Source organism: Acinetobacter sp. SwsAc4, from assembly GCF_013391535.1.
Taxonomy (GTDB): Bacteria; Pseudomonadota; Gammaproteobacteria; order Pseudomonadales; family Moraxellaceae; genus Acinetobacter.
The window spans coordinates 12,927-35,729 of the sequence record NZ_JACAXC010000019.1; the positions used below are offsets into that span (position 1 = coordinate 12,927).

A 22,803-nucleotide genomic window follows, 5' to 3' on the forward strand; every position below is an offset into this window, starting at 1 on the left:
TTGCAAGCAAAAACTGATTTTTCATCTGACTTAAGCTCAATATTTTATAATTGATGCATACATTCTCTTAAGCTTGGTAAATGACGGCGACTTACAGATAGGCGTTCATCTAGCTCACGTAATCTAACCTGATACTGACCAGCCGCAATCAGTTCCAACCGTTCTAAATAATCAAGAGAAACTAAAGCATTACGATGAATTCGAATAAAACGATCTGAAAACTCAGATTCTAGATCTTTTAAAGTTTCATCAATTAATACACTGCCATTCCGATGACGCACAGTGACATATTTCTGATCTGCTAGAAAATAGTAAATATTCTCTATTGGTATAAGTTCGACCCCGCGATAAGTTTTCGCAGCAATTTGATGGCGTTGAGTTTTAGTATCGTACATATCGTCTTGTTGTTGTAAACCAGTCATTTGTGCTTGTGTAAGTTGCGTCAGACTATTGAACACCTGTTGTAAATCTTGTTGTGCAATAGGCTTGAGCAAATATCCCTGTGCTTGAAACTTAAACGCTTCCAATGCGTGTTGATCATATGCCGTACAAAAAATAATAGCTGGACGAGGGCTAAGATGACTGATCTGCTCAGCACACTCCAATCCATTCATTCCAGGCATTTGAATATCTAATAGAACAACATCGGGCGAATCATTTTCAATATGGTTTAACACATCCTGCCCATGATGCGCCGTCGCAATCACTTCATGACCCATTTGGGTCACTAAACGTGACAAACGCTCTACTGCGAGAGGTTCATCATCAGCAATCAGAACTTTCATCCTCTCCTCCTTGTCACCGTTAACTTCATCCGTCATTTTTTATGGTTAACTTAACTTATTATTTTACTCGATAGTGATAACTTACCACCGTGGTATATAACGATACTCCCCCATAAACCTGAAACTTCACTGTCTGTCCGTAATAGGCTTTTAGACGTTGCTTCACATTATCTATTGCAAGACCATTCCCTTGTCTCGATTTTATTGTATCGTGAGAATAAGGGTTAGTAATGACTATACTGACTTGATTTTGCAATATTTCAACCAATACACTAATGGTTGAGGGCTGTAAAACTTTTTCTACCCCATGAAAAATACTATTCTCTAGCAAAGGTTGCAATGTTAATAATGGAATCGTGACTCGTTTTAACTCTAAAGACGTCGCCTGTATATTCCATTCTACCTTTAAACGCTCTCCTAAACGTAATTTTTCAATACTTAAGTATTGCTGACACAAGTCAATTTCTTCAGCCAAACTCACCAATTTCAATTCTTGAAAACTGGCGCGGAATAATCGTGACAAGTTAATCAGCATGTTTTCTGCTTTGTCAGGATCAATTGAAATCAAACTCACGACACTATTTAAACTATTAAATAAGAAGTGAGGATGAATACGTGCTTGCATGGCTTGAATCCGCGCATTCAGCTCACTATATTGCTGATTCATCCATTGCTCTCGCATATAGAGATAACGCAAACAGAAAGCACCAAGCAAGATGCCATATCCCAAATGCAGACTTACACCTTGAAATAAGATATCTTCAGAAAAGTTATTTGTTGATGAACCCCAATATTGAATTATATTAATGACACACGTGGTAAGTAAAACAATAAGTTGAAGAAAAATAAAACCTAAAATTAACGCCATTTTCTGACTAAATTTGACAAAAAACTCTTGAAAATAGTCAACAAAAGCAGAAAACGATAAAATTATCCAGTTAATAAAAAGCATGTATTGAAAAACTCGGATACTTTCCACTGCTTGCCAAGAACGGGCTTCTGCAAGTGCGAGTACCATTGCCAAAACATTACTTGCTACAATTAATTCCAATAAGTGTTGCGATTGCCTTATTTTCGTAAAAAAATAGGACCCTACTGGACTCATTTGACGTGTTTTCGATAACTTCTTGCGTCGAATTTCAGCAACTACGTTTGGATTTGCTATACTCTTTTTTATTTTACTGAGCCGCCATGACCACATCTTCTCAATCCTCTTCTTCAGCAAGCCCTAATCAAACCTCTGGAATGTGGGGCGGTCGCTTCTCTGAAGCAACAGATGCATTTGTTGCAGAATTTACCGCATCTGTTCAATTTGACCAACGTTTTTATAAACAAGATATTGCAGGTTCGATTGCACATGCAACCATGCTTGCTAAAGTTGGTGTACTGACCGAGGCTGAGCGTGATGATATTATCCAAGGTTTAAATACAATCAAGGCTGAAATCGAAGCAGGTAATTTCGAATGGCGTATTGATTTAGAAGACGTACATATGAACATTGAGTCTCGCTTGACTCAACGTATCGGCATCACAGGTAAAAAATTACATACAGGTCGTAGCCGTAATGACCAAGTTGCAACTGACATCCGTTTATATTTACGCGATGAAATTGATGACATTTTAGGTCTATTACTACGCTTACAAAAAGGCCTACTCAGTCTGGCAAGCAAAAATACCAATACGATTATGCCTGGTTTTACTCATTTACAAACAGCTCAGCCAGTAACATTTGGTCATCACCTATTGGCTTGGTTTGAGATGTTGGTTCGCGATACTGAACGCCTTCAAGATTGTCGCAAGCGTGTTAATCGCATGCCACTCGGTTCAGCAGCCTTAGCAGGAACAACCTACCCAATTGATCGCGCATATACAGCCGAATTATTGGGTTTCGAAGCTGTTTCTGAAAATTCGCTTGATGCTGTTTCTGATCGTGACTTTGCCATTGAATTTAATGCGGCGGCATCTTTGATTATGATGCATTTGTCCCGTATGTCAGAAGAACTGATTTTATGGACTTCGGCTCAATTCAAGTTCGTCAACATTCCAGACCGCTTCTGTACGGGCTCATCTATCATGCCGCAGAAGAAAAACCCAGATGTTCCTGAGTTAGTACGTGGTAAATCAGGTCGCGTGTTTGGTGATTTGATTAGTTTATTAACACTAATGAAAGGTCAACCATTGGCATATAACAAAGACAACCAAGAAGATAAAGAGCCTTTGTTTGATTCAATTGATACCGTTCGTGGTTGCTTGATGGCCTTTGCAGATATGGTGCCTGCACTCGTTCCAAACATTGAAATTATGCGTGAAGCAGCGCTTCGTGGTTTCTCTACAGCAACTGACCTTGCTGATTACCTTGTGAAGAAAGGTGTTGCTTTCCGTGATGCACACGAAATTGTAGGTAAAGCAGTTGCGCTTGGTGTCGCTGAAGAAAAAGATTTATCTGAATTGACACTGGAACAGCTTCAACAATTCTCTGATTTGATCGAAGCAGATGTATTTGATAAAGCCTTAACTTTAGAAGCTTCTGTAAATGCGCGTGATCATATCGGCGGGACATCGCCAAAACAAGTTGAAGCAGCCATTACTCGTGCACACACTCGCCTAGAACAGTTATACGCTTAAGGATAAATCATGACGAGACAAGTATTTTGCCGCAAATATAAACAAGAGCTTGAAGGTTTAGACTTTGCACCATTCCCAGGTGCAAAAGGTCAAGAATTCTTTGAGACGGTTTCAAAACAGGCTTGGCAAGAATGGTTAAAACACCAAACCACGCTCATTAACGAAAAACGCCTCAATGTATTTGAACCCGATGCGAAGAAGTTTCTTGAAGAGCAACGGGAGAAGTTCTTCAACAATGACGAAAGTGTTGAAAAAGCAGAAGGTTGGACGGAACAAAAGTAAATCGTTTCAACTAACGCCACTGAATAAAAGAGAGCTAAATATAGCTCTCTTTTTACGTGACATTTACATAAGTAATAAAGGTTTACAGAGTATACACAGTTGTCTACATGACAGATTAACACTCTCCGCTTATATTGAATATCAGAAGCAAAAAGAGATAGTTCGATATCTCAAGTAACACATGATATTTCTCTCCCAGACTTTCCCCCGAAGTCTGGGATTTTTTTATTTGTATGATATCAATTTATATAAAAATCATATTCACGGTTATATTAGGTCAATCAATTGCCCAGCAACGTTATTCAAATTACGCTAACCCCACAATAAAAAATACCTTAGGATTTTGAGAAATTATTGGATGACTACTCTTAAAATTTATCTAATGATTACTTCATTTGCGATGACTTTATGCAACGTATGGCAATAAAAAAAGCTGCTCATTATGTAGCAGCTTTGAATCTTTATTTGATGATTATTTTTGATTCACTTTTTGTTCGATTTCTTCAATACTGGTATGACGTACATCCATCCCTTTTGCCATATAAATAACTTGCTCTGAAATATTACGGGCATGATCGCCAATTCGCTCAAGCGAACGCAATACCCACATCACATTAATCACACGCGTAATATGGCGTGGGTCTTCAATCATGTAGGTCATCAAAGTTCGTGTTGCAGACTGATATTCACGATCAATATCCACGTCTGCCATCACCACTTTTAAAGCCTGATCAACATCTAAACGCGCGAAAGCATCCAAAGCATCATGAATCATAACACGCACTTGGTTACCAATATGGCGTGTTTCCATATAACCGCGTGGAGACTCACCTTCTTCACATAAATTTTGCGCAATACGAGCAATTTTTGAAGCTTCGTCACCAATCCGCTCTAAATCTGTATTTGCTTTGCTCATCGCAATGACCATACGCAAATCAATTGCAGCAGGATGACGGCGGGCGAGAATCAAGGTCAAACCTTCATCAATATCACGCTCATATTGATTAACAACATTATCTTTAAATTGAACATCAATCGCCAAATTTTCATCTGTGTCTAATAAAGCATGAATTGCATTTGCAACCTGCTGCTCTACTAAGCCACCCATGGTCATAAATTTGGTATGTACATCTTGTAAGTCTTCATTAAATTGTGAAGAAATATGGTGACTTAACACAGGATTACTTGGACTCACAGTATGCCTCCACTAGACACATGGAAAAATGATTGGTGATTAAAACACAGCAATGATGAAACTTTTATGACAATAACACAGCTGAGCCAAAAGTCGATTGCTGCGAATTGATAAAACAAAAATCTAAAAATCTGTTAGTCTAAATACCTAGCTTGACGGAGCGCAGTTAATTAACTGCTGAGATTATCTTAATCGCAAGATTTAAAGATGAGTACCGTTGAACCTGATCAGGTTAACACCTGCGTAGGAATCAAGCCCAACAAAAGCCTCGCCTTTATTTATCAAAGAGATAAATGCGCTATCGTTTTTGCTCGTGCTTGATTCGTTAATGTAATACATAAGGATCATGCCATGAACCAATTAACGAATCTTCCCTCTGCTGATATTTCTGCTCAACATGAGCAAGATGCTAAAGATTTAACCCGTATTTTACCTGCTTCACGCAAGGTTTATGTTGAAGGTTCTCGCCCCGATATCCAAGTTCCATTTCGCGAAATTAGCTTGACAGAAACGCCGACAGGTTTAGGGGGTGAATATAATCCTCCTGTTATGGTTTATGACACATCGGGTGTTTATACCGATCCTGATGTCCAAATTGATTTAAATCAAGGTCTACCTTCTGTCCGCCAAACTTGGATTGAAGAACGTGATGATACCGATGTACTCTCAAGTTTAAGTTCTGATTTTGGTCAGGCTCGCTTAAAAGATATTCGTACTGCTGACATTCGTTTTGCTCATATTCAAAACCCTCGTCGAGCTAAGGCAGGGAAAAATGTTACGCAAATGCATTATGCGAAACAGGGCATTATTACGCCTGAAATGGAATATATTGCAATTCGTGAAAATCAACGCCAAGGTGACGGCGTAGACATGCGTCAGCATGCAGGACAAAACTTTGGTGCTCAGAATTTAAGAGAAATTACACCTGAATTCGTGCGTCAAGAAGTTGCCGCAGGTCGTGCAATTATTCCTGCCAACATTAATCATCCTGAAATTGAACCAATGATCATTGGTCGCAACTTTTTAGTAAAAATTAATGCCAATATTGGGAACTCCGCTCTAGGTTCATCGATTGATGAAGAAGTTGCTAAAATGACATGGGCAACGCGTTGGGGCGCCGACACGATCATGGACTTATCGACAGGTAAGAATATTCATGAAACCCGAGAATGGATTATCCGTAATTCACCTGTTCCGATCGGTACTGTTCCAATTTATCAAGCTTTGGAAAAAGTAGATGGTGTCGCGGAAGATCTCACTTGGGAAATCTTTAAAGACACGTTGATTGAGCAAGCTGAACAAGGTGTAGATTATTTCACTATTCACGCAGGTGTGTTATTACGCTATGTGCCTATGACCGCAAATCGTCTCACAGGGATTGTCTCTCGTGGCGGTTCAATTATGGCGCAGTGGTGTCTTGCGCATCATCAAGAAAACTTCTTGTATACGCATTTCGATGAAATCTGTGAAATCATGAAAGCCTATGACGTTTCATTTAGCTTAGGTGATGGTTTACGTCCAGGCTGTATTCAAGATGCAAATGATGAGGCTCAATTCAGTGAGCTTAAAACCTTAGGTGAATTGACACACCGTGCTTGGGAACATGATGTTCAGGTGATGATTGAAGGCCCCGGTCATGTGCCTATGCATATGATTAAAGAAAATATGGTTCTACAACTTGAAGTTTGTAAAGAAGCACCTTTCTATACACTTGGTCCACTCACCACCGATATCGCACCAGGTTATGACCATATTACTTCTGCAATTGGTGCTGCAATGATTGGATGGTATGGCACAGCAATGCTGTGTTATGTCACACCGAAAGAGCACTTAGGTTTACCAAACAAAAAAGACGTCAAAGACGGCATTATCACTTATAAAATTGCAGCACATGCAGCAGACTTAGCCAAAGGTCATCCGGGTGCTCAAGTTCGTGATAATGCATTGTCGAAAGCACGTTTCGAATTCCGATGGGATGACCAGTTCAACCTCAGTTTAGACCCTGATACAGCACGTAGCATGCACGATGAGACTTTACCCAAAGAAGCACACAAATCTGCACATTTCTGTTCTATGTGCGGACCAAAATTTTGCTCGATGAAAATCACGCAGAATGTGCGAGATTATGCACAAAATCAGCACAATGCCAAGCAGTCAAATGATGCTGAAAAAGATGTTGAAGCAGGTCTCAATGCAATGAAAACCGCTTATCAGGAACATGGTCTAAAATTGTACCACAAGCTGTAAATCGACTAAAAAAAGATTTGCCCACGAATCAATCTCGGTTAGGATGAGATATGTACAATCTCATCCTGATTGAAGATGAATATTCTTGACCACGCCAGCTATTCAGCATCCGACGTTACGATAGAATCTCGGGAGTTTTTATTCCGAGGATTCATTCAAGTTGAGAAAGTGAATCTTACGCACCGACTATTTCATCGATCTGAATATTCACCAATTATTCAGCGTGAACTTATACATCGTCCAGAAGCTGCTGGCGTTTTACTTTATAACAATCAACAACAACGTTTCGCACTTATTGAACAATTCCGAGTTGGTGCATTAAATGACTCCGAGTCAGCATGGCAACTTGAGATCATTGCGGGTGTACTGGATGGAAATGAATCTCCAGAAACCTGTATTCGTCGTGAAAGTCTAGAAGAATCAGGCTGCGAAATTAATGAATTGCAGCATTTATTCAGTTTTTATCCTTCTGCTGGTGCATGCGCTGAGTTTTTTCATTTATATGCTGCAGAAGTTGATTTACCAAGCAGTGGTGGCATCTTTGGCGTTCCAGATGAAGGAGAAGATATTCAACTCCATTTGTTTGATTACGCTGAAATCACCATGTTATTCAAAAATAATCGCTTGAAGAATGCCCCTGTCATCATGGCATTACAATGGCTTAGTCAACATATACAACGACAATAAATCTGAAAGGGGTAAGACGGTGACTTTTCAAGTCTCAAAATTATCACAAAAAGATTTTGTGATTATACAAATTACTGATACCCATTTATTGGAGTATCCGCATTTAGAGTTTGTCGGGATGCACCCTGAACAAAGCTTTCATGCAGTAATTGACTTGATGCGCCAACAACATCCGCAGATCGATATGATTGTGCATACTGGAGATTTAGCACAAAACCCAACAACTGTGACTTATGATCGCTATCTTAAGCATATGCAGAGTATAGGTATTCCCTTTTTTCAGACGCCTGGCAATCATGATGATGTATCTCACTTCCCTTTTCATGGAGCAGATCCGCATCAACCTATTGTTGTAGAAATCGGCGATTGGTGCATTATTTTACTCAATAGTGCACAGCCAACCAGAATTGATGGCAAAATTGCAGAGACTGGCCTTGAACAATTAACAGAATTATTAAAAAAACATCATGATCGTCATATTATGATTGCCTGCCATCACCATCCTTTTGCGATGGAATCTGCTTGGATTGATCAACATAAACTAAAGAACTCATCTGATTTACTCGAAACCATTCAACCTTTTTCAAATATCAAAGCCATCATCTGTGGTCATGTCCACCAAGATTCTATTAACACATGGCAAGATATTCAATTTTTATCAACGCCATCAACCTGCATACAATTCAAACCTAAAAGTGATAAGTTCGCACTTGATGAAGAACATCCGGGTTACCGCTTTATTAAACTCAAAGCAAACGGAGAAATCGAAACTCAGGTCTATCGTTTATCAACTTCACAGCGAATGAATAGCTCTGAAGTCTTGGGATATGACTAAACTTTTGATTACAAATCACATCCTAGATTTCTCACTAAATCTAGACAGGAATGACTACCATCTTGCTCAAAAACTCTATATGATGTCGACCCTTGATGGAAAAAACCATCTTCGGTTTCTATAAAAACACTTGCATATCACCATATTTTTTGCGTATAGATAGTACGTGTATGATGAGGAATGCCCTATATGGCGAATGACAACCAAAATCAAGTCTTGGACGAACAGACAGCAGTGATCGACGATCAAAAATCGACTGTAAAACGTGTACGCAAAACCAAACCAAAAGCTTCTGAAGGCGGTACAACTGCTAGCTTGTTTGGAATCGAACCTTATCAGCCGAAAAAAAATGAAGAATACATGTCTGATGGACAACTTGAGCATTTCCGCCAAATCCTAAATGCATGGAAAGCTGAGTTAATGTCTGAAGTTGATCGCACATTGAATACAATGCAAGATGAATCAAGTGCACTACCTGATGTCAATGACCGAGCAACTCAAGAAGAAGAGTTCGCGATTGAGCTACGTACACGTGATCGTGAGCGCAAACTTATTCGTAAAATCGAACAATCTCTTGAAACAATTCAAAGCGGTGATTATGGTTTCTGCGAAACCTGTGGTATCGAAATTGGTTTGCGTCGCTTAGAAGCTCGACCAACAGCAACTCAATGTATCGATTGCAAAACTTTGGCTGAAATCAAAGAAAAGCAAAATAACGGTTAATAATCCCACCCGACCTCCCTTTAAAAAGGGAGGAGTACCGAAAATTTATAATGTTTGAGTACTCCCCTCCTTTATAAAGGAGGGGTCTGGGGGAGGATTAAAAAAACATGACCATTCAATCTTTATGTCTTATATCGGACGATTTGCGCCATCGCCAACCGGCCCTTTGCATTTTGGCTCGCTGCTAACAGCCGTCGCGAGTTATTGTGATGCTAAAGCCAACCATGGTAAATGGCTGGTTCGTATCGAAGATACAGACATCCCTCGTATTTATCCAAATAGTGAAACGCATATTCTGTCTTGTATTGATGCATTTCAATTCGAACCTGATGCCGAAATTATTTTTCAAAAAGATCGCTTAGAGATTTACGAAGAAGTGCTTGAACAACTCAAGCAAGCACAATTGATTTATGCCTGCCAATGCACACGTAAAATGCTTGGCTCAAATCATATTTATGCAGGTACATGCCGCAATCAACATCTTCATTTTGAACAGCAGGCCATTCGCCTGAAAGTATCAGATCAACTGATTTGTTTTGAGGATCGCTTACAAGGTCAGCAATCTGCCAACTTAAAACATGATTTAGGTGATTTCGTACTCAAACGCCGTGACGGCATTATGAGCTATCAATTGGCTGTGGTCGTAGATGACTATTTACAAGGTATTACGCATGTGGTTCGCGGCGCAGACCTTTTAGACAATACCGTCAGACAAATTTGGTTAGGCTCTTTACTGAATTATCCATCTCTCAACTATATGCACCTCCCCCTTGCCATGAATCATCAAGGGCAAAAACTGTCTAAACAAAATTTGGCTCAAGCACTGGATATCAGCAAAGCATCAAACCTCTTACAGCAAGCCATTTTAGCTTTAGGGCAACCTTTGGTTGAACTTGACCAGCCACGCATCATGCTTCAACAAGCTGTTCAACAATGGGACATCAAGGTAATTCCTAGAGGTATCCATCTCACAGGTACTTTCTTATGAGCCATAAAAAAGCCCTACTTAAAGTAGAGCTTTTTATTTTCGATACGATTAGAAGTTTGATTCTTCTTTAACTGGATTAAGTTCTTGCGTTGATGCATCAATTTTCAGAATTAAACTAATCATTGCAGCACACATCATTAAAGATGTACCGCCATAACTAATGAATGGCAAAGTCAAACCTTTAGTCGGCATTAAGCCCATATTCATGCCAGCATTTACCAAAATTTGCATCAGAAAAATAATGCTAATGCCATATGCTAAATAGCCTGCGCGTAAGTAGTTATGTTGCAGAGCACGATGTCCTATTCGAATACAGCACGCTAACATCGTAAAGGACAATACCATCACCAAGGTGACGCCAACAAAGCCAAATTCTTCGCCAAGAACCGCCAACATAAAGTCTGTATGCGCCTCTGGAAGATAGGAGAGCTTTTGTACGCTGTGTCCTAAACCCGTTCCAATCCATTCTCCACGTCCAAATGCCATCAACGCATTTGATAACTGATAACCGACACCTAATGGGTCAGCCCAAGGATTCGTAAAGGAAATTAAACGCTGGAAACGGAATGGTTCAAATAAAATAAGTGCCGTAATCCCTGCAAGGATTGCTCCTAACATAATTAGGAATTGTGTTGCTGGTGCACCTGCCAAGAAAAACACACCAACCATCATCAGGACAATAACAACCGTTGCACCGAGATCGGGCTCTGCAACAATAAATCCAACTGTCAAAGCCATGACGCCACTTAGTCGCAATAAGCCTTTCCAATGCGTTCGAACTTCTTTAGCACGGCGAACAACATAGTCAGCGGTAAAAATCGCCATCACAATCTTGGCAATTTCCGTCGGTTGTAAAGTAAAACCACCGAGCTTAATCCAACGATGTGAACCGTTTACTTCCGAACCTACGACCAACACTGCCAATAGCAGTACCATCGTCACAAGCCATAACGGGAACGCATTTTTGAACCACAGGTTCAGGGAGACCCGATAGGTTAAAAATGCCACCACAGCAGCAACAACAATCGAAACTCCATGACGAATTAAGAAATAAAATGGATTCTCATGAATATATTCGGCATATGGCATCGATGCGGATGCCACCATGACCGAACCGAAACACAGCAAAGAAATGACGCAAAAAATGAGAATATTACATGCTGTCATTTCCGCAGGAAGCTTGGGCAACCGACTCAATAATTGTGAAATCTTTTGTACCGTATTTTGGGCTAAATCAGCCATAGATCAGTTCCTAATTTTTATTTTCATTCAGGGCATTTACACATGCCACGAATTGATGTCCACGATCATTATAGCTTTTAAACATATCAAAGCTTGCACAAGCTGGTGATAGTAAAACGACATCTTCAGCCTGAGTATATTTCTGTGCGAGAGCTACAGCTTCCGATAAACTCGTTGCGTGTTGGATTACAGTGGTACCTTGAATAGCTTGTTCAATCACAGCTGCATCTTCACCAATCAGAATCGCTGATTTTACATATTTTTGAATCGCATCTCGTAATGGTTTGAAATCCTGACCTTTACCTTGACCTCCTAGAATTAATGCTAGTTTGCCATGTTTCACTTCAATAGCAGCGCCTAAACCATCAATTGCAGCAAGGGTTGCACCGACATTGGTTCCTTTAGAATCATTATAGTAACGCACCCCAGAAACTGTTTTCACATATTCACAGCGATGCTCTAAACCTTTAAAGTGCTTGAGTGTTTCCAACATGGATTCAGTATCTAAACCAATCGCTTCACCCAGCGCCAAACATGCGAGTGCATTAGCAACATTGTGCATACCTTGAATATACATATCAGAGGTTTTCATCAAACGTACCCTGCCACGCGCTAACCACATCGTGCCATCAGCATCACGAAGCACGCCATATTGATTTAAATCAGGTGCATTCAAACCAAAACTTTGCATTGGTGTAACATCAGGTACAAGCGGACGACTCAAATTGTCATCGCGGTTATACACCACTTTTTTCACGCCTTGGAAGATTCGATGTTTGGCCTTGTGATAACCGAGCATATCACCATGACGATCTAAATGATCTTCACTCATATTCAAAACAACTGCGACTTCTGCATTTAAATTTGAGGTTGTTTCTAACTGAAAACTAGACAACTCTAAAACAATTAACTCTGGCTTATCTTTGAGCAAATCTAATGCAGGACGTCCTAAATTCCCGCCTACAGCGACTTTTCGACCAGCTTCTTGTGCCATTAACCCAATCAGCGTCGTTACTGTGCTTTTTGCATTTGATCCTGTAATTGCAACAATTGGAACTTCAGTAGCACGACGTAGTATTTGAATATCACCAACAACAGGAATACCTTGTTCTATTGCTTGTTGAATTTCTGGCAATTGCGGTGCAAGTCCTGGACTAAGAATAATTTCTTCTGCTTGTAATAAAAGTTCTGTATCCAACTTTCCAAAACTGGTACGAACACCGGTAGGAATTTGATCATGCCCTGGCGGTGTTTCCCGAGAATCCGTTACTGCAACTTGGTAGCCTTGTTCATGTAGGAAGTTGACTGCTGACACTCCCGAAATCCCTAAGCCAGCTACAACTTTTAATCCACCACGTTGTATTAACATTTTTGCCCCATTTTTTTGCAGATTACAGAATGGCAAAAATGTTAGCACTTTACTGTTTTAAATGCTTTTTCAGTTTTCGTTTTATTCAGGCTTTTTTGTGTCAGTGCGTAAAAGTGAATCTATATCTTGTATAGGGAATTGTTCACATTCAAAAGATGTTTGTGATATGAGCCGTATAGCGCAAAATTTTTAGATAAAAATACGTTTCGCGAGATTTAGTCATTCTGAATGAAGAAAGATAACGCAGTGACAACAACAATCGTTCTCTGTAGGGCTTTGACTAAAATGCTCACCATTCCCAATTAATTAGGAATAAAATAAGAAAATACCCATAAGATGATCGCAACATACATTATCCCATCAATTTTCTTGGCTGTGGCATTTCGTAGCTGAAAATGAATAATCTCAGGTCTTAACCATAAATACATAAAACAGAGATTAGAACCTAAGTAAGATAAAATTGCTTTTAAATGATGAGTTTCCGACCAATTCAGAATAGCAAAAATATTCAGCAACACGATGAAACCAAACAAAATTAACTTATGTCTAAGGCTCAATACTTTTATTTCTATATTTTCTAGTTGATTCATTCTGTGACTCTTTATTTTAGTTCTTTGATTATTAAAAAATTGCCCATACCCTAGAATATGAGCAATCATTATCTTTTAACGCCATTTGACCGCTTGAATGGTTTCCTGTTTCTTGGGTTCATTGTTATCATCGACAGCACAGCCGCAACCTCCGCCACAACCCACCACAATTTTAGGTTTTAACCATGTTGCCAAACGGTACCAACCCAAACGCTGACAGAGATTCGATAAGCTAAGAAAGCTTGAACTTGCGGTTTTAGGGAATACTTTCTTAAAAACGACAAAAGCACTCCATAACACTAATACAGCAACAATCAAATACTCAAACATATGCGACTCCTTTTAGCCCCAAATGCGTGATGCAATTTGGTAGGTGAAAAAAGACATTAGATAAGCTAAGCCGAACAAATACGTTGCCATGATTGCGACATATTTCCATGAACCTGTTTCACGGCGTACCGTTGCTAAGGTTGCCAAACAATGTGGCGCATAAATAAACCAAACCAATAAAGATAAACCTGTAGCCAATGACCAACCCGTGCCATCCATACTGATTAAATGTGATAAACCTTGTGCCACTGCATCATCATTCGCACCTGATAAGGCATAAACCGTCCCTAATGCTGCAACGACTACTTCACGTGCTGCCATCGCTGGAATCAATGCAATACAAATCTGCCAGTTGAAACCAATTGGGGCAAAAATTGGTTGTATCAAGTGACCTAACATTCCTGCAAAGCTATAATCAATTGCAGGCTGTGTCGCACCATCTGGTGCTTGCGGGAAAGTACATAGGAACCAAAGTAAAATCGAAAGAGCGAAAATAATTCCACCCACACGTTTTAAGAAGATTTTGGCGCGATCTAATAATCCAATCCCAACACTTTTTAAATCAGGAATACGATAATTTGGTAACTCAAGTAATAATGCATGTTGTGATTTATCTTTTTGTAGAAATTTCATCACAATCGAAACACACAATGCACTAACAATACCCGACATATATAAGCCAAAGAGTACCAAACCTTGCAGGTTGAAAATTCCCCATACCATTTGATTTGGAATAAATGCTGCAATCAATAAGGCATAGACGGGTAATCGTGCTGAACAAGTCATTAATGGTGCAACCATAATCGTGGTAAAACGATCACGCGGATCACTAATACTACGTGTTGCCATAATACCCGGCACTGCACACGCAAAGCTTGAAAGTAACGGAATAAACGCACGACCACTGAGGCCTGCTTTAAACATTAATTTGTCGAGCAAAAAAGCTGCGCGTGGTAAATACCCAGACTCTTCCAACACTAAAATAAAGAAGAACAGAATCAAAATTTGGGGCAAGAACACAACAACGCCACCTGCACCCGCAATAATCCCGTCAACGACTAAACTATGGAGCAAAGGCTGCGAAATATAGGTACCAAGTGTCGTACCTAACCATCCGAAAAGGCTTTCAATCCCATCCATAAATGGAGCTGCCCAAGCAAATACAGCTTGGAACACAATAAACATCATCACAGCAAGGCTTAATAAGCCCAATACAGGATGCAAAAATATTTTGTCGAGAAAATCGGTTCGCTTATCTTCCTGATCAACAAAGTTCACCACATCTTTAAAAATAATTTGGATCTTTTGATGATGCTCACCCGTTAAACCACTGAGTTCGGTATGGGGCACTGTATATTTTTGTTGATCTAATGCTTGCAGTAAGTTCTCAATACCTGAGTTACGCACAGCGACTGTCTCAACCACGGGAACGCCCAATCGCTCTGATAATTTTTGAGTATTGATTTGAATTCCACGTCGACGTGCTTCATCCATCATGTTTAACACAACAAGGATCGGACGCCCTAACTCAATAATTTCTAGCACTAATCCGAGATGAAGCTTTAAATTAGTCGCATCAACAACACATAAAAATGCATCTTGCTGCCCTTCTTCAGCAATTTTACCTTCACACACATCACGCGTGATTTCTTCATCAGGGCTTGTTGCTTGCAAACTATATGTTCCAGGCAAATCAAGTACTCGAACATTTCGACCTGAAGGCAACTGAAAATGTCCAACCTTACGCTCTACTGTGACCCCTGCATAATTGGCAACTTTCTGGCGTGTTCCAGTTAAGTGATTGAATAAAGAAGTCTTACCACAGTTTGGATTTCCCACAAGGGCAACACGTAACGCATCACTCATGCAGGTGCTCCTTCAAATTGGATTTCAATTTTATCGGCTTCAGTTTTACGTAATGCAAAACGCGTAAAACCAATTTGGATTAGAATCGGATCGCCACCAAAAATACCTTTGGTAATCACCTGTACTTGTGTACCAGGCACAAAGCCTAAACTCTCTAAACGAATAGCCACCAGGTCTGGCTGTTCGGTATCATCGACTAAGCGATTCACTTTAGTAATCATCGCCGTTTGCTTGACTTTTAATGCTGACAATCGCACCGCTTCTAACCCTAAACTCTTTTCTCCAAGAGTATACAGGCAAATGAGAATAATTACCAAAAACAATCTCAATGGCATTCGCTTCTGTGACAGATCGACAACAATTCATTTTTCTTTTACAGTGCAGTTGAATGAAGGACTTTTCTGATTATGTTAAATAAAAAACCTCGTATTCCAACTGCAGTCACAATTCCAGAACATCTCAGTTTTTTACACGGTTTTCGTGATTATTTAGTGGCGCAAACCGTGAGTCCACATACACGTAATGCCTATCTATCAGATCTTATTCAATGTGATGAGTTACATCCAAATGTGACATTAACGCAATGGTCCAGTGATGATATTGCTGATGTATTAATTGCACTCACTAAAGCAGGCAAAAGCCCACGCTCCATTGCACGCTGCTTGTCTGCTTTACGTCAATTTTATAAATTTCTGAGAGAACAGAAACTAAGAGATGATAATCCCGTTGCAAACCATCGTTCTCCTAAAATTGGACGTGCTTTACCTAAAGATTTATCAGAACAAGATGTAGAAGCATTAATCAATGCACCCGATGTCAATACGGCGCTTGGTCTCCGTGACCGAGCAATGTTTGAAGTGTTATATGCCTGTGGCTTACGTGTATCAGAACTACTTAATTTACGTTTGGAATTGATTAATCTCAAACAGGGTTTTCTTCGTATTACAGGTAAAGGCAATAAAGAACGCCTCGTCCCTCTCGGACAACACGCTTGTGAGTGGATCGAAAAATATCTCGCCGAATCACGACCTCAGCTCTATAAAAGTAGTACGGATTATTTATTTTTGACGCAACATGGCGGCATCATGAGTCGGCAAAATTTTTGGTATGCGATTAAACGTTATGCACTACAAGCGAATATTCTCGCTGAACTATCCCCACATACCTTACGACACGCGTTTGCAACACATTTACTCAATCATGGTGCTGATTTACGTGTTGTGCAAATGTTACTTGGCCATAGTGATTTATCAACTACTCAAATTTACACGCATGTTGCTCAGCATCGGATGCAAGAACTACATAACAAATACCATCCAAGAGGATAAAACTACCTTTTATCAATCAACATGATTTCATTCACATGCATCAGCAAGATTTAACGAACTCAATTTAAATTTTTGGTATGCTTGGGCAAGCTTATAAATACAGTATGAAAGGTTGTTTATGTTGTTTACTCGGTCTCAGTTGTTCATTGCATGTGCATTAACCTCAACACTTTTGATCAGCGCTTGTTCAAAAGAAAATTCAGCACAAAAGCCTGATGCTCTGACGGCGAGTGCACCAGCCACGGGTGAAGCATCAACTTTAAATGAACGTAATGCACAACAACGTCTGGTTTCTACTTTAGAAAAACATTTTAAAACCGCCAATATTAATGCCAAAATTCTTGCCATTAAAAAAACCGAGGTTCCAAATTTATTTTGGGTGAGCCTAGAAGGCATGGGATCAGTTTATGCGACCAGTGATGGGCAATATATCATTCAAGGTGATGTCATTCGTCTTGGTGAAAAACAATTAAAAAATGTGAGTGAAGCTTTACAAGCGACTGAAAATAAAAAGCACTTAGCAGCACTCAAAACAGAAGACCTTATCGTTTACCCAGCACAAGGGGGTAAAGCGAAACACGTCATTTATGTATTCACTGATTCAAGCTGTCCTTATTGTCACAAACTACATGAACATCTTGCCGAAATTAATGCAAAAGGCATTGAAGTCCGTTACATCGCATGGCCACGTGGAGAGCAATTTATGCCAACCATGCAAGCGATTTGGTGTAGTCAAGATCGTAAAGCTGCATTCGATCAAGCTGCGCAAGGCTTACCAGTTGCATCAGCAGAATGTAAAAATCCAGTTCGTGATCAATATCAATTAGGCTTAAATATGGGCGTGAATGGCACACCTGCAATTTATAATGTTGAAGGTGTGTATTTAGGTGGATACATGACTCCAGATGAAATCATTAAACGCCTAGAAAAATAAAACATTCTCTACACCACCTCACCACGACTCGGGCGACAGATTAAAGATGATCTTAGCCCTAGTGTCTGCGCACTTTTTTAGCTATGATCAAGCTTCATTAAAATGATTGAATAAAATGGAGTGTGACGTGAAACCAGTTCGTCTGGCGATACTCGGTCTTGGTACTGTAGGTGGTGGAGCCCTTAAATTATTACAAGAAAATGCTGCTGAAATTAAACGCCGTACCGGTCGCGAAATTCAAATTACACATGTAGGCACACGCCGTCCACGTCCAGATTTACAACTCGAAGGGATCAAACAAAGTGATGATCTCATGGACATCGTACGTCAACCTGATGTTGATGTCGTAGTCGAAGTGATGGGCGGTATTCATCCTGCCTATGAAGTTATCATGGAAGCCATCAAACATGGCAAGCAAGTTGTCACTGCCAATAAAGCACTACTTGCAGAACATGGTAATGAGTTGTTTAAAGCAGCTGAAGATAATGCTGTTCAAATCGCTTATGAAGCAGCGGTTGCTGGTGGTATTCCAATTATTAAAGTCATTCGTGAAGGTCTAGCTGCAAACCATATTCAATGGCTTGCAGGTATCATTAATGGTACAGGTAACTTCATTCTGACTGAAATGCGCGAAAAAGGCCGTGCATTTGATGATGTGCTCAAAGAAGCTCAAGAACTCGGTTATGCTGAAGCAGATCCAACTTTTGATGTAGAAGGCATTGATGCTGCGCACAAACTCACTATCTTGGCGTCATGTGCTTTTGGTATCCCATTACAGTTTGATAAGGTCTACACAGAAGGCATTAGCAAAATTACCGCACAAGATGTGAAATATGCTGAAGAACTTGGCTTCCGTATCAAACATTTGGGTATTGCACGTCGTGCAAGTAATGGTATTGAGTTACGTGTTCATCCTACACTGATTCCAGCAGAACAACTGATTGCCAATGTGAACGGTGTTAAAAATGCGGTATTGGTACAAGCACATGCTGTAGGCCCAACGCTTTACTATGGCGCTGGTGCTGGTGCTGGTCCAACGGCTTCTGCAGTTGTTGCTGATGTGATTGATATCGTACGTGATATTTCTTATACCGAAGATGGTGCAGGAACGATTCCACAATTGGCATTTGAAGCACTAACGAACATGCCTATCCTGAGTCGTGAAGAAATGACGACTGGATACTACATCCGTTTAAATGCTGAAGACCAAACGGGCGTACTCGCTGATATAACCACCATCCTTAGCCGTGCTGGTATCAGCATCGATGCGATCATGCAGCAATCTCGCTTGAAAGATTTGATTCCTATCGTGATTTTGACAGACCCAATTGTTGAATCAAAAATGGATGAAGCACTTGCTCAAATTCAAGCATTACCAGCTATTCGTGGCGAAATCGTAAGAATTCGTTTAGAATCGCTCGATAGTTAATCAGGTTGAGGGAAAATGCATTCCCTCTCCCAGCTCTACCTCATATTGGAACACCATCATGTCGAATGCCAATCGTTATACTGGTCTTGTAGATCGTTATCGTGACCGTTTACCTGTGTCTGCAACTACACGTGCAATTTCTCTAGGTGAAGGAAATACTCCTCTTATTAAACTTGAGAATATTCCACGTATTATTGGCAAAAACGTTGAAATCTATGTGAAGTACGAAGGTCTTAACCCAACAGGTTCATTTAAAGACCGTGGTATGACGATGGCTGTAACAAAAGCTGTTGAAGAAGGTTCAAAAGCGATTATCTGTGCATCCACTGGAAATACTTCTGCAGCAGCAGCAGCATATGCAGCGCGTGCAGGAATTAAAGCCTTTGTTTTAATTCCTGAAGGCAAAATCGCAATGGGTAAAATGGCTCAAGCAATGATGTATGGTGCGATCACCATGCAAATCCGCGGTAACTTTGATGATGGTATGCGCCTCGTAAAAGAAGTTGCAGATCAAGCGCCTGTGACGATCGTCAACTCAATCAACCCTTACCGTTTGCAAGGCCAAAAAACGATTGCTTATGAAATTGTAGAAGCATTGGGCCGTGCACCTGACTACCACTGCTTACCAGTTGGTAATGCAGGTAATATCACGGCTCACTGGATGGGTTATACCGAAGCAGTTGCAAATCAACCTGCTGATCAGTTCGAACAAGTCATCTATGATGCTGCAACAGATCAATTCACAGGCCCTAAACCAGAAGGTTTACCGACTATGGTCGGTTATCAAGCTTCTGGTGCAGCGCCATTCTTACGTGGTGCTCCAGTCGAAAGCCCAGAAACCGTTGCAACAGCTATTCGTATTGGTAATCCACAAAGCTGGAATCATGCAAAAGCAGTTGTACGTGATTCGAAAGGTTGGTTCGATGAACTTCAAGATAGCGAAATTCTTGAAGCTCAACGCTTACTTTCTATGTATGAAGGTGTTTTCGTAGAGCCAGCTTCTGCTGCTTCTATCGGTGGTGCTATTCGTGACATCAAAGCAGGTAAAATTGCTGAAGGTTCTGTGATCGTATGTACTGTGACAGGTAACGGTTTGAAAGATCCAGATACAGCAATCAAACAATGTGCGGATGCTGTGATGTTATCCATCGATGCAACGATGGATCAAGTTAAAGATTCTATTCTTTCAAATATGTAAGAATAAATTTTTAGTAATAAAAAACCAGTTGCAAGCAACTGGTTTTTTATTGGCAACCATGGAAAGAAAAGTTATTCGTAATCATCATAACTATATTGGGCAGCTAGATCTTTCTCTATTCTTTGGATTTCTTCAATCTCAATCTCTTTAATCTCAAATAAGGGCTGTTTTAATAAAGGATTAACCGCATATAAACCCTCTTCCTCCCAACACTGTAGAATGGTTAACGTTTGACTTTTATTATTATATTTTAACGCTTTATTATTTTTTATTAAGGCTTGCAATAATACAGGTTGTTCCGATAAATCTTCAAATGAACCTTTCAGCTCAATATCGCCATAATCGTAATCTGCAAAAATGGTTCTAACATTCGTTTTCAGTTGTTCAGGTTGATCTGCATAAGCTAAACTGGCAAAAAACTCATCATGCTCTTCCACCCATTTCTGCTGTTTGACTGACCAAAGTGCATAAAATTTAGCCTCATGTTCAAACTGAACCAGTTGAAATTTTTGCATATTGGCAAGTTGAATAAACTCAAAAGTATCTTCATCACTTAAACTTTCAGGTAAAGTATCACGAGAAACCTCACCGTCTTGATAAATGTGATCACCTGAGCGAGAAAAAACGAAATCATCCAATTTTTTTAATAATGTTTCATCTGCATCAAATAATGATTCAACTTCATAGAGTGGGAAATTACGTACTCCATTGATTTCAAGTTGTTTATAAACTGCTTCTGCTTGTTGTTTATCTTCAAAGACATTGGCAATACGATTGCCTGCAACATAAAAAACTTCATCGTTATAACCAAAATACTTCTCACGAATGACATAAGTGGTCATGTTCTTCCCCCTTTTGAGTTCTATTATCAATGGTTTATTTGAATAATTCCGTGATGTAGATTAACAAATTTTGCTTAAAATACAATCTATCGCGTTCTGCTTTACGACAGAATATGTCGTTGTGTTTAGATATAAAAAAACTCTTCATCAAGGAAGAGTTCTAATTAAAAAAATAATCTAAGTCAGGTTAAATCCGTTTTGGCAGTGATGCAACCCAATTCAATAGATTGGTAGCATCATTGGTACGTGCTTGTGAACTGGATGCACCAAGCAAGACCACAACCGCTGGACGGGAATTTACAGTGGTATGCATCACCACACAACGTCCTGCCTCATTGATATAACCTGTTTTAGATAGATTAATATTCCAACCACCATTACGCACTAAGGCATTGGTATTATTTGACTTAAGCACACGATAACCTAAATTAAAATCATAGGTTGGCGTGGTAGAAAATTGACGAATTAAGCCATACTGAGAAGCAGCACTCACCAAAATACCAAGATCACGTGCGGAAGAAACGTTATGAGGATCTAAACCTGTTGATTCTGCATAACGGGTTGAGGTCATTCCTAATTGTTTTGCTTTTGCATTCATTGCAGCAATAAAGGCAGGGCGACCCCCTGGATAAGTACGGGCCAAAGCGGCTGCCGCAGGATTTTCAGACTTCATCAAGGCAAACAACAGTGCTTCTGCACGGTTCATTGTGTCACCAACACGCAGGGTTGAACTGGAGTTCTTGCCACCCGCACCTGCAAAATCAATTTGCTGTAGCGTGATTTCTTCCGACATATTCAGCCGTGCATCTGCGGTAATCACAGCCGTCATCAATTTGGTAATTGAGGCAATCGGTACCGACATATTACTGTTTTTACTAAACAGTACTTCGCCCGTTTGTGCATCCATCACCAAGGCTGCACGTGCATTTACAGCGGGTTGGCTACTGAAATGAGAGGTATCTCGAATCTGTATGCTTTTTTGTGGCGTTGCAGATGAACTAATACTTGCAGAACCACCACTTCGTAAAGTGGTTGTAACCGAAGTTGAACCTTGCGGGCTGATCTCTAATGAATCATCATCTTGCATCAATTGGCTTGCATCACTTGCAGACCAATTTAACGAAGCTGAAGAACTATTCGCACTTGTAGAGGCTAGATTGTTGTTTACAACCAGCTCAGCATAACTTGTTGAACTAAGCGCCAACAAAATAGACATGCTCAAGGCATGCATGATAGATTTTTTAGAATTTTTCACGACACAATACTCAACTCGGGACGCTGCACATTTGCGCTTAATAACATTATGCC

22 protein-coding genes and 1 riboswitch are annotated in these 22,803 nt (G+C 40.0%); of the genes, 11 read left to right on the forward strand and 11 right to left on the reverse strand.

Features of this window, described 5'->3' with window-relative positions:
- Nucleotides 1-44: 44 nt before the first annotated feature.
- Together HYG88_RS10070 and HYG88_RS10075 are read right to left on the reverse strand one after the other, a co-directional pair.
- Complete coding sequence (locus tag HYG88_RS10070; protein WP_087545162.1) at nucleotides 45-785, reverse strand: LytTR family DNA-binding domain-containing protein; 741 nt, start codon at nucleotides 783-785, stop codon at nucleotides 45-47.
- A gap of 58 nt (nucleotides 786-843) precedes the next feature.
- Nucleotides 844-1,986, reverse strand: a complete 1,143-nt coding sequence (locus tag HYG88_RS10075; RefSeq protein WP_178883033.1) for a sensor histidine kinase — start codon at nucleotides 1,984-1,986, stop codon at nucleotides 844-846.
- Here HYG88_RS10075 and argH point away from each other — a divergent pair.
- Nucleotides 1,977-3,410, forward strand: a complete 1,434-nt coding sequence (argH, locus tag HYG88_RS10080; protein ID WP_178883034.1) for an argininosuccinate lyase — start codon at nucleotides 1,977-1,979, stop codon at nucleotides 3,408-3,410. The genes HYG88_RS10075 and argH overlap by 10 nt on opposite strands.
- Before the next feature lie 9 nt (nucleotides 3,411-3,419).
- Nucleotides 3,420-3,692, forward strand: coding sequence for an oxidative damage protection protein (locus HYG88_RS10085; RefSeq protein WP_004773983.1), 273 nt, complete (start codon nucleotides 3,420-3,422; stop codon nucleotides 3,690-3,692).
- Between the two features lie 472 nt (nucleotides 3,693-4,164).
- Here HYG88_RS10085 and phoU read toward each other — a convergent pair whose 3' ends face one another.
- Nucleotides 4,165-4,887: a phosphate signaling complex protein PhoU gene (gene phoU / locus HYG88_RS10090; protein ID WP_087536549.1), complete on the reverse strand. Its 723-nt coding sequence runs from the start codon at nucleotides 4,885-4,887 to the stop codon at nucleotides 4,165-4,167.
- A 146-nt stretch (nucleotides 4,888-5,033) separates the two neighbouring features.
- Nucleotides 5,034-5,154: riboswitch (TPP riboswitch) on the forward strand.
- An 84-nt stretch (nucleotides 5,155-5,238) separates the two neighbouring features.
- On the opposite strand from phoU, the gene thiC reads away from it, so the two are divergent.
- The 5 genes from thiC (at nucleotide 5,239) to gluQRS (ending at nucleotide 10,367) form a co-directional block, all read left to right on the forward strand.
- Nucleotides 5,239-7,134 carry a phosphomethylpyrimidine synthase ThiC gene (thiC, locus tag HYG88_RS10095; protein ID WP_178883035.1) on the forward strand — a complete coding sequence of 632 codons (1,896 nt, stop codon included), beginning with the start codon at nucleotides 5,239-5,241 and terminating at the stop codon, nucleotides 7,132-7,134.
- Nucleotides 7,135-7,209: 75 nt separating this feature from the next.
- Complete coding sequence (locus HYG88_RS10100) at nucleotides 7,210-7,821, forward strand: NUDIX domain-containing protein (RefSeq protein ID WP_005163115.1); 612 nt, start codon at nucleotides 7,210-7,212, stop codon at nucleotides 7,819-7,821.
- A gap of 19 nt (nucleotides 7,822-7,840) precedes the next feature.
- Nucleotides 7,841-8,656 carry a 3',5'-cyclic-AMP phosphodiesterase gene (gene cpdA / locus HYG88_RS10105; RefSeq protein WP_178883036.1) on the forward strand — a complete coding sequence of 272 codons (816 nt, stop codon included), beginning with the start codon at nucleotides 7,841-7,843 and terminating at the stop codon, nucleotides 8,654-8,656.
- 189 nt (nucleotides 8,657-8,845) lie between these two features.
- Entirely contained in the window at nucleotides 8,846-9,379 is a 534-nt protein-coding gene (gene dksA / locus HYG88_RS10110) for an RNA polymerase-binding protein DksA (RefSeq protein ID WP_004876369.1), read from the forward strand.
- 124 nt (nucleotides 9,380-9,503) lie between these two features.
- A complete protein-coding gene (gene gluQRS, locus HYG88_RS10115; RefSeq protein WP_178883037.1) occupies nucleotides 9,504-10,367 on the forward strand; it encodes a tRNA glutamyl-Q(34) synthetase GluQRS in 864 nt (287 codons plus the stop codon).
- A 48-nt stretch (nucleotides 10,368-10,415) separates the two neighbouring features.
- Here gluQRS and ftsW read toward each other — a convergent pair whose 3' ends face one another.
- The 6 genes from ftsW to HYG88_RS10145 all read right to left on the reverse strand — a co-directional run bounded on the left by ftsW (nucleotide 10,416) and on the right by HYG88_RS10145 (nucleotide 16,021).
- On the reverse strand, nucleotides 10,416-11,609 hold the full coding sequence (ftsW, locus tag HYG88_RS10120; protein ID WP_178883038.1) for a putative lipid II flippase FtsW: 1,194 nt from the start codon (nucleotides 11,607-11,609) through the stop codon (nucleotides 10,416-10,418).
- A 10-nt stretch (nucleotides 11,610-11,619) separates the two neighbouring features.
- Nucleotides 11,620-12,978 (reverse strand): UDP-N-acetylmuramoyl-L-alanine--D-glutamate ligase, encoded by a 1,359-nt coding sequence (gene murD, locus HYG88_RS10125; protein WP_178883039.1) that lies wholly within the window; start codon nucleotides 12,976-12,978, stop codon nucleotides 11,620-11,622.
- Between the two features lie 302 nt (nucleotides 12,979-13,280).
- Nucleotides 13,281-13,568, reverse strand: coding sequence for a hypothetical protein (locus HYG88_RS10130; protein ID WP_178883040.1), 288 nt, complete (start codon nucleotides 13,566-13,568; stop codon nucleotides 13,281-13,283).
- Between the two features lie 75 nt (nucleotides 13,569-13,643).
- The gene (locus HYG88_RS10135) at nucleotides 13,644-13,898 is read right to left on the reverse strand and encodes a DUF6587 family protein (RefSeq protein ID WP_178883041.1); all 255 of its coding nucleotides are present in this window, start codon (nucleotides 13,896-13,898) and stop codon (nucleotides 13,644-13,646) included.
- A 12-nt stretch (nucleotides 13,899-13,910) separates the two neighbouring features.
- Nucleotides 13,911-15,764 (reverse strand): ferrous iron transporter B, encoded by a 1,854-nt coding sequence (locus tag HYG88_RS10140; RefSeq protein WP_178883042.1) that lies wholly within the window; start codon nucleotides 15,762-15,764, stop codon nucleotides 13,911-13,913.
- Nucleotides 15,761-16,021, reverse strand: coding sequence for a FeoA family protein (locus HYG88_RS10145; RefSeq protein ID WP_034600743.1), 261 nt, complete (start codon nucleotides 16,019-16,021; stop codon nucleotides 15,761-15,763). Before HYG88_RS10145 ends, HYG88_RS10140 begins: the two co-directional genes overlap by 4 nt.
- Before the next feature lie 150 nt (nucleotides 16,022-16,171).
- Between HYG88_RS10145 and xerD the strand changes: the two genes are divergently transcribed.
- From xerD to thrC, 4 genes are all read left to right on the forward strand, one after another.
- Nucleotides 16,172-17,092: a site-specific tyrosine recombinase XerD gene (gene xerD / locus HYG88_RS10150; protein WP_178883043.1), complete on the forward strand. Its 921-nt coding sequence runs from the start codon at nucleotides 16,172-16,174 to the stop codon at nucleotides 17,090-17,092.
- Nucleotides 17,093-17,210: 118 nt separating this feature from the next.
- Entirely contained in the window at nucleotides 17,211-18,026 is an 816-nt protein-coding gene (locus tag HYG88_RS10155) for a DsbC family protein (RefSeq protein WP_005163146.1), read from the forward strand.
- Between the two features lie 127 nt (nucleotides 18,027-18,153).
- The gene (locus HYG88_RS10160; RefSeq protein WP_005163149.1) at nucleotides 18,154-19,455 is read left to right on the forward strand and encodes a homoserine dehydrogenase; all 1,302 of its coding nucleotides are present in this window, start codon (nucleotides 18,154-18,156) and stop codon (nucleotides 19,453-19,455) included.
- A gap of 58 nt (nucleotides 19,456-19,513) precedes the next feature.
- Nucleotides 19,514-20,653, forward strand: coding sequence for a threonine synthase (gene thrC, locus HYG88_RS10165; RefSeq protein ID WP_004957346.1), 1,140 nt, complete (start codon nucleotides 19,514-19,516; stop codon nucleotides 20,651-20,653).
- Between the two features lie 71 nt (nucleotides 20,654-20,724).
- Here the strand turns inward: thrC and HYG88_RS10170 are convergent, their stop codons facing one another.
- On the reverse strand, nucleotides 20,725-21,495 hold the full coding sequence (locus tag HYG88_RS10170; protein ID WP_178883044.1) for a hypothetical protein: 771 nt from the start codon (nucleotides 21,493-21,495) through the stop codon (nucleotides 20,725-20,727).
- Nucleotides 21,496-21,682: 187 nt separating this feature from the next.
- Nucleotides 21,683-22,750: a D-alanyl-D-alanine endopeptidase PBP7/8 gene (pbpG, locus tag HYG88_RS10175; RefSeq protein WP_178883045.1), complete on the reverse strand. Its 1,068-nt coding sequence runs from the start codon at nucleotides 22,748-22,750 to the stop codon at nucleotides 21,683-21,685.
- Nucleotides 22,751-22,803 lie beyond the last annotated feature (53 nt).

What these genes read in the sequence shown, in the direction of transcription:
- argH (WP_178883034.1), top strand. Translation starts at nt 1,977, where the DNA reads ATGACCACATCTTCTCAATCCTCTTCTTCAGCAAGCCCTAATCAAACC.
- dksA (WP_004876369.1), top strand. Translation starts at nt 8,846, where the DNA reads ATGGCGAATGACAACCAAAATCAAGTCTTGGACGAACAGACAGCAGTG.
- HYG88_RS10130 (WP_178883040.1), bottom strand. Translation starts at nt 13,568, where the DNA reads ATGAATCAACTAGAAAATATAGAAATAAAAGTATTGAGCCTTAGACAT.
- HYG88_RS10100 (WP_005163115.1), top strand. Translation starts at nt 7,210, where the DNA reads ATGAATATTCTTGACCACGCCAGCTATTCAGCATCCGACGTTACGATA.
- thrC (WP_004957346.1), top strand. Translation starts at nt 19,514, where the DNA reads ATGTCGAATGCCAATCGTTATACTGGTCTTGTAGATCGTTATCGTGAC.
- HYG88_RS10085 (WP_004773983.1), top strand. Translation starts at nt 3,420, where the DNA reads ATGACGAGACAAGTATTTTGCCGCAAATATAAACAAGAGCTTGAAGGT.
- HYG88_RS10140 (WP_178883042.1), bottom strand. Translation starts at nt 15,764, where the DNA reads ATGAGTGATGCGTTACGTGTTGCCCTTGTGGGAAATCCAAACTGTGGT.
- ftsW (WP_178883038.1), bottom strand. Translation starts at nt 11,609, where the DNA reads ATGGCTGATTTAGCCCAAAATACGGTACAAAAGATTTCACAATTATTG.
- thiC (WP_178883035.1), top strand. Translation starts at nt 5,239, where the DNA reads ATGAACCAATTAACGAATCTTCCCTCTGCTGATATTTCTGCTCAACAT.
- gluQRS (WP_178883037.1), top strand. Translation starts at nt 9,504, where the DNA reads ATGTCTTATATCGGACGATTTGCGCCATCGCCAACCGGCCCTTTGCAT.
- HYG88_RS10135 (WP_178883041.1), bottom strand. Translation starts at nt 13,898, where the DNA reads ATGTTTGAGTATTTGATTGTTGCTGTATTAGTGTTATGGAGTGCTTTT.
- xerD (WP_178883043.1), top strand. Translation starts at nt 16,172, where the DNA reads ATGTTAAATAAAAAACCTCGTATTCCAACTGCAGTCACAATTCCAGAA.
- HYG88_RS10155 (WP_005163146.1), top strand. Translation starts at nt 17,211, where the DNA reads ATGTTGTTTACTCGGTCTCAGTTGTTCATTGCATGTGCATTAACCTCA.
- HYG88_RS10075 (WP_178883033.1), bottom strand. Translation starts at nt 1,986, where the DNA reads ATGTGGTCATGGCGGCTCAGTAAAATAAAAAAGAGTATAGCAAATCCA.
- murD (WP_178883039.1), bottom strand. Translation starts at nt 12,978, where the DNA reads ATGTTAATACAACGTGGTGGATTAAAAGTTGTAGCTGGCTTAGGGATT.
- HYG88_RS10070 (WP_087545162.1), bottom strand. Translation starts at nt 785, where the DNA reads ATGAAAGTTCTGATTGCTGATGATGAACCTCTCGCAGTAGAGCGTTTG.
- HYG88_RS10170 (WP_178883044.1), bottom strand. Translation starts at nt 21,495, where the DNA reads ATGACCACTTATGTCATTCGTGAGAAGTATTTTGGTTATAACGATGAA.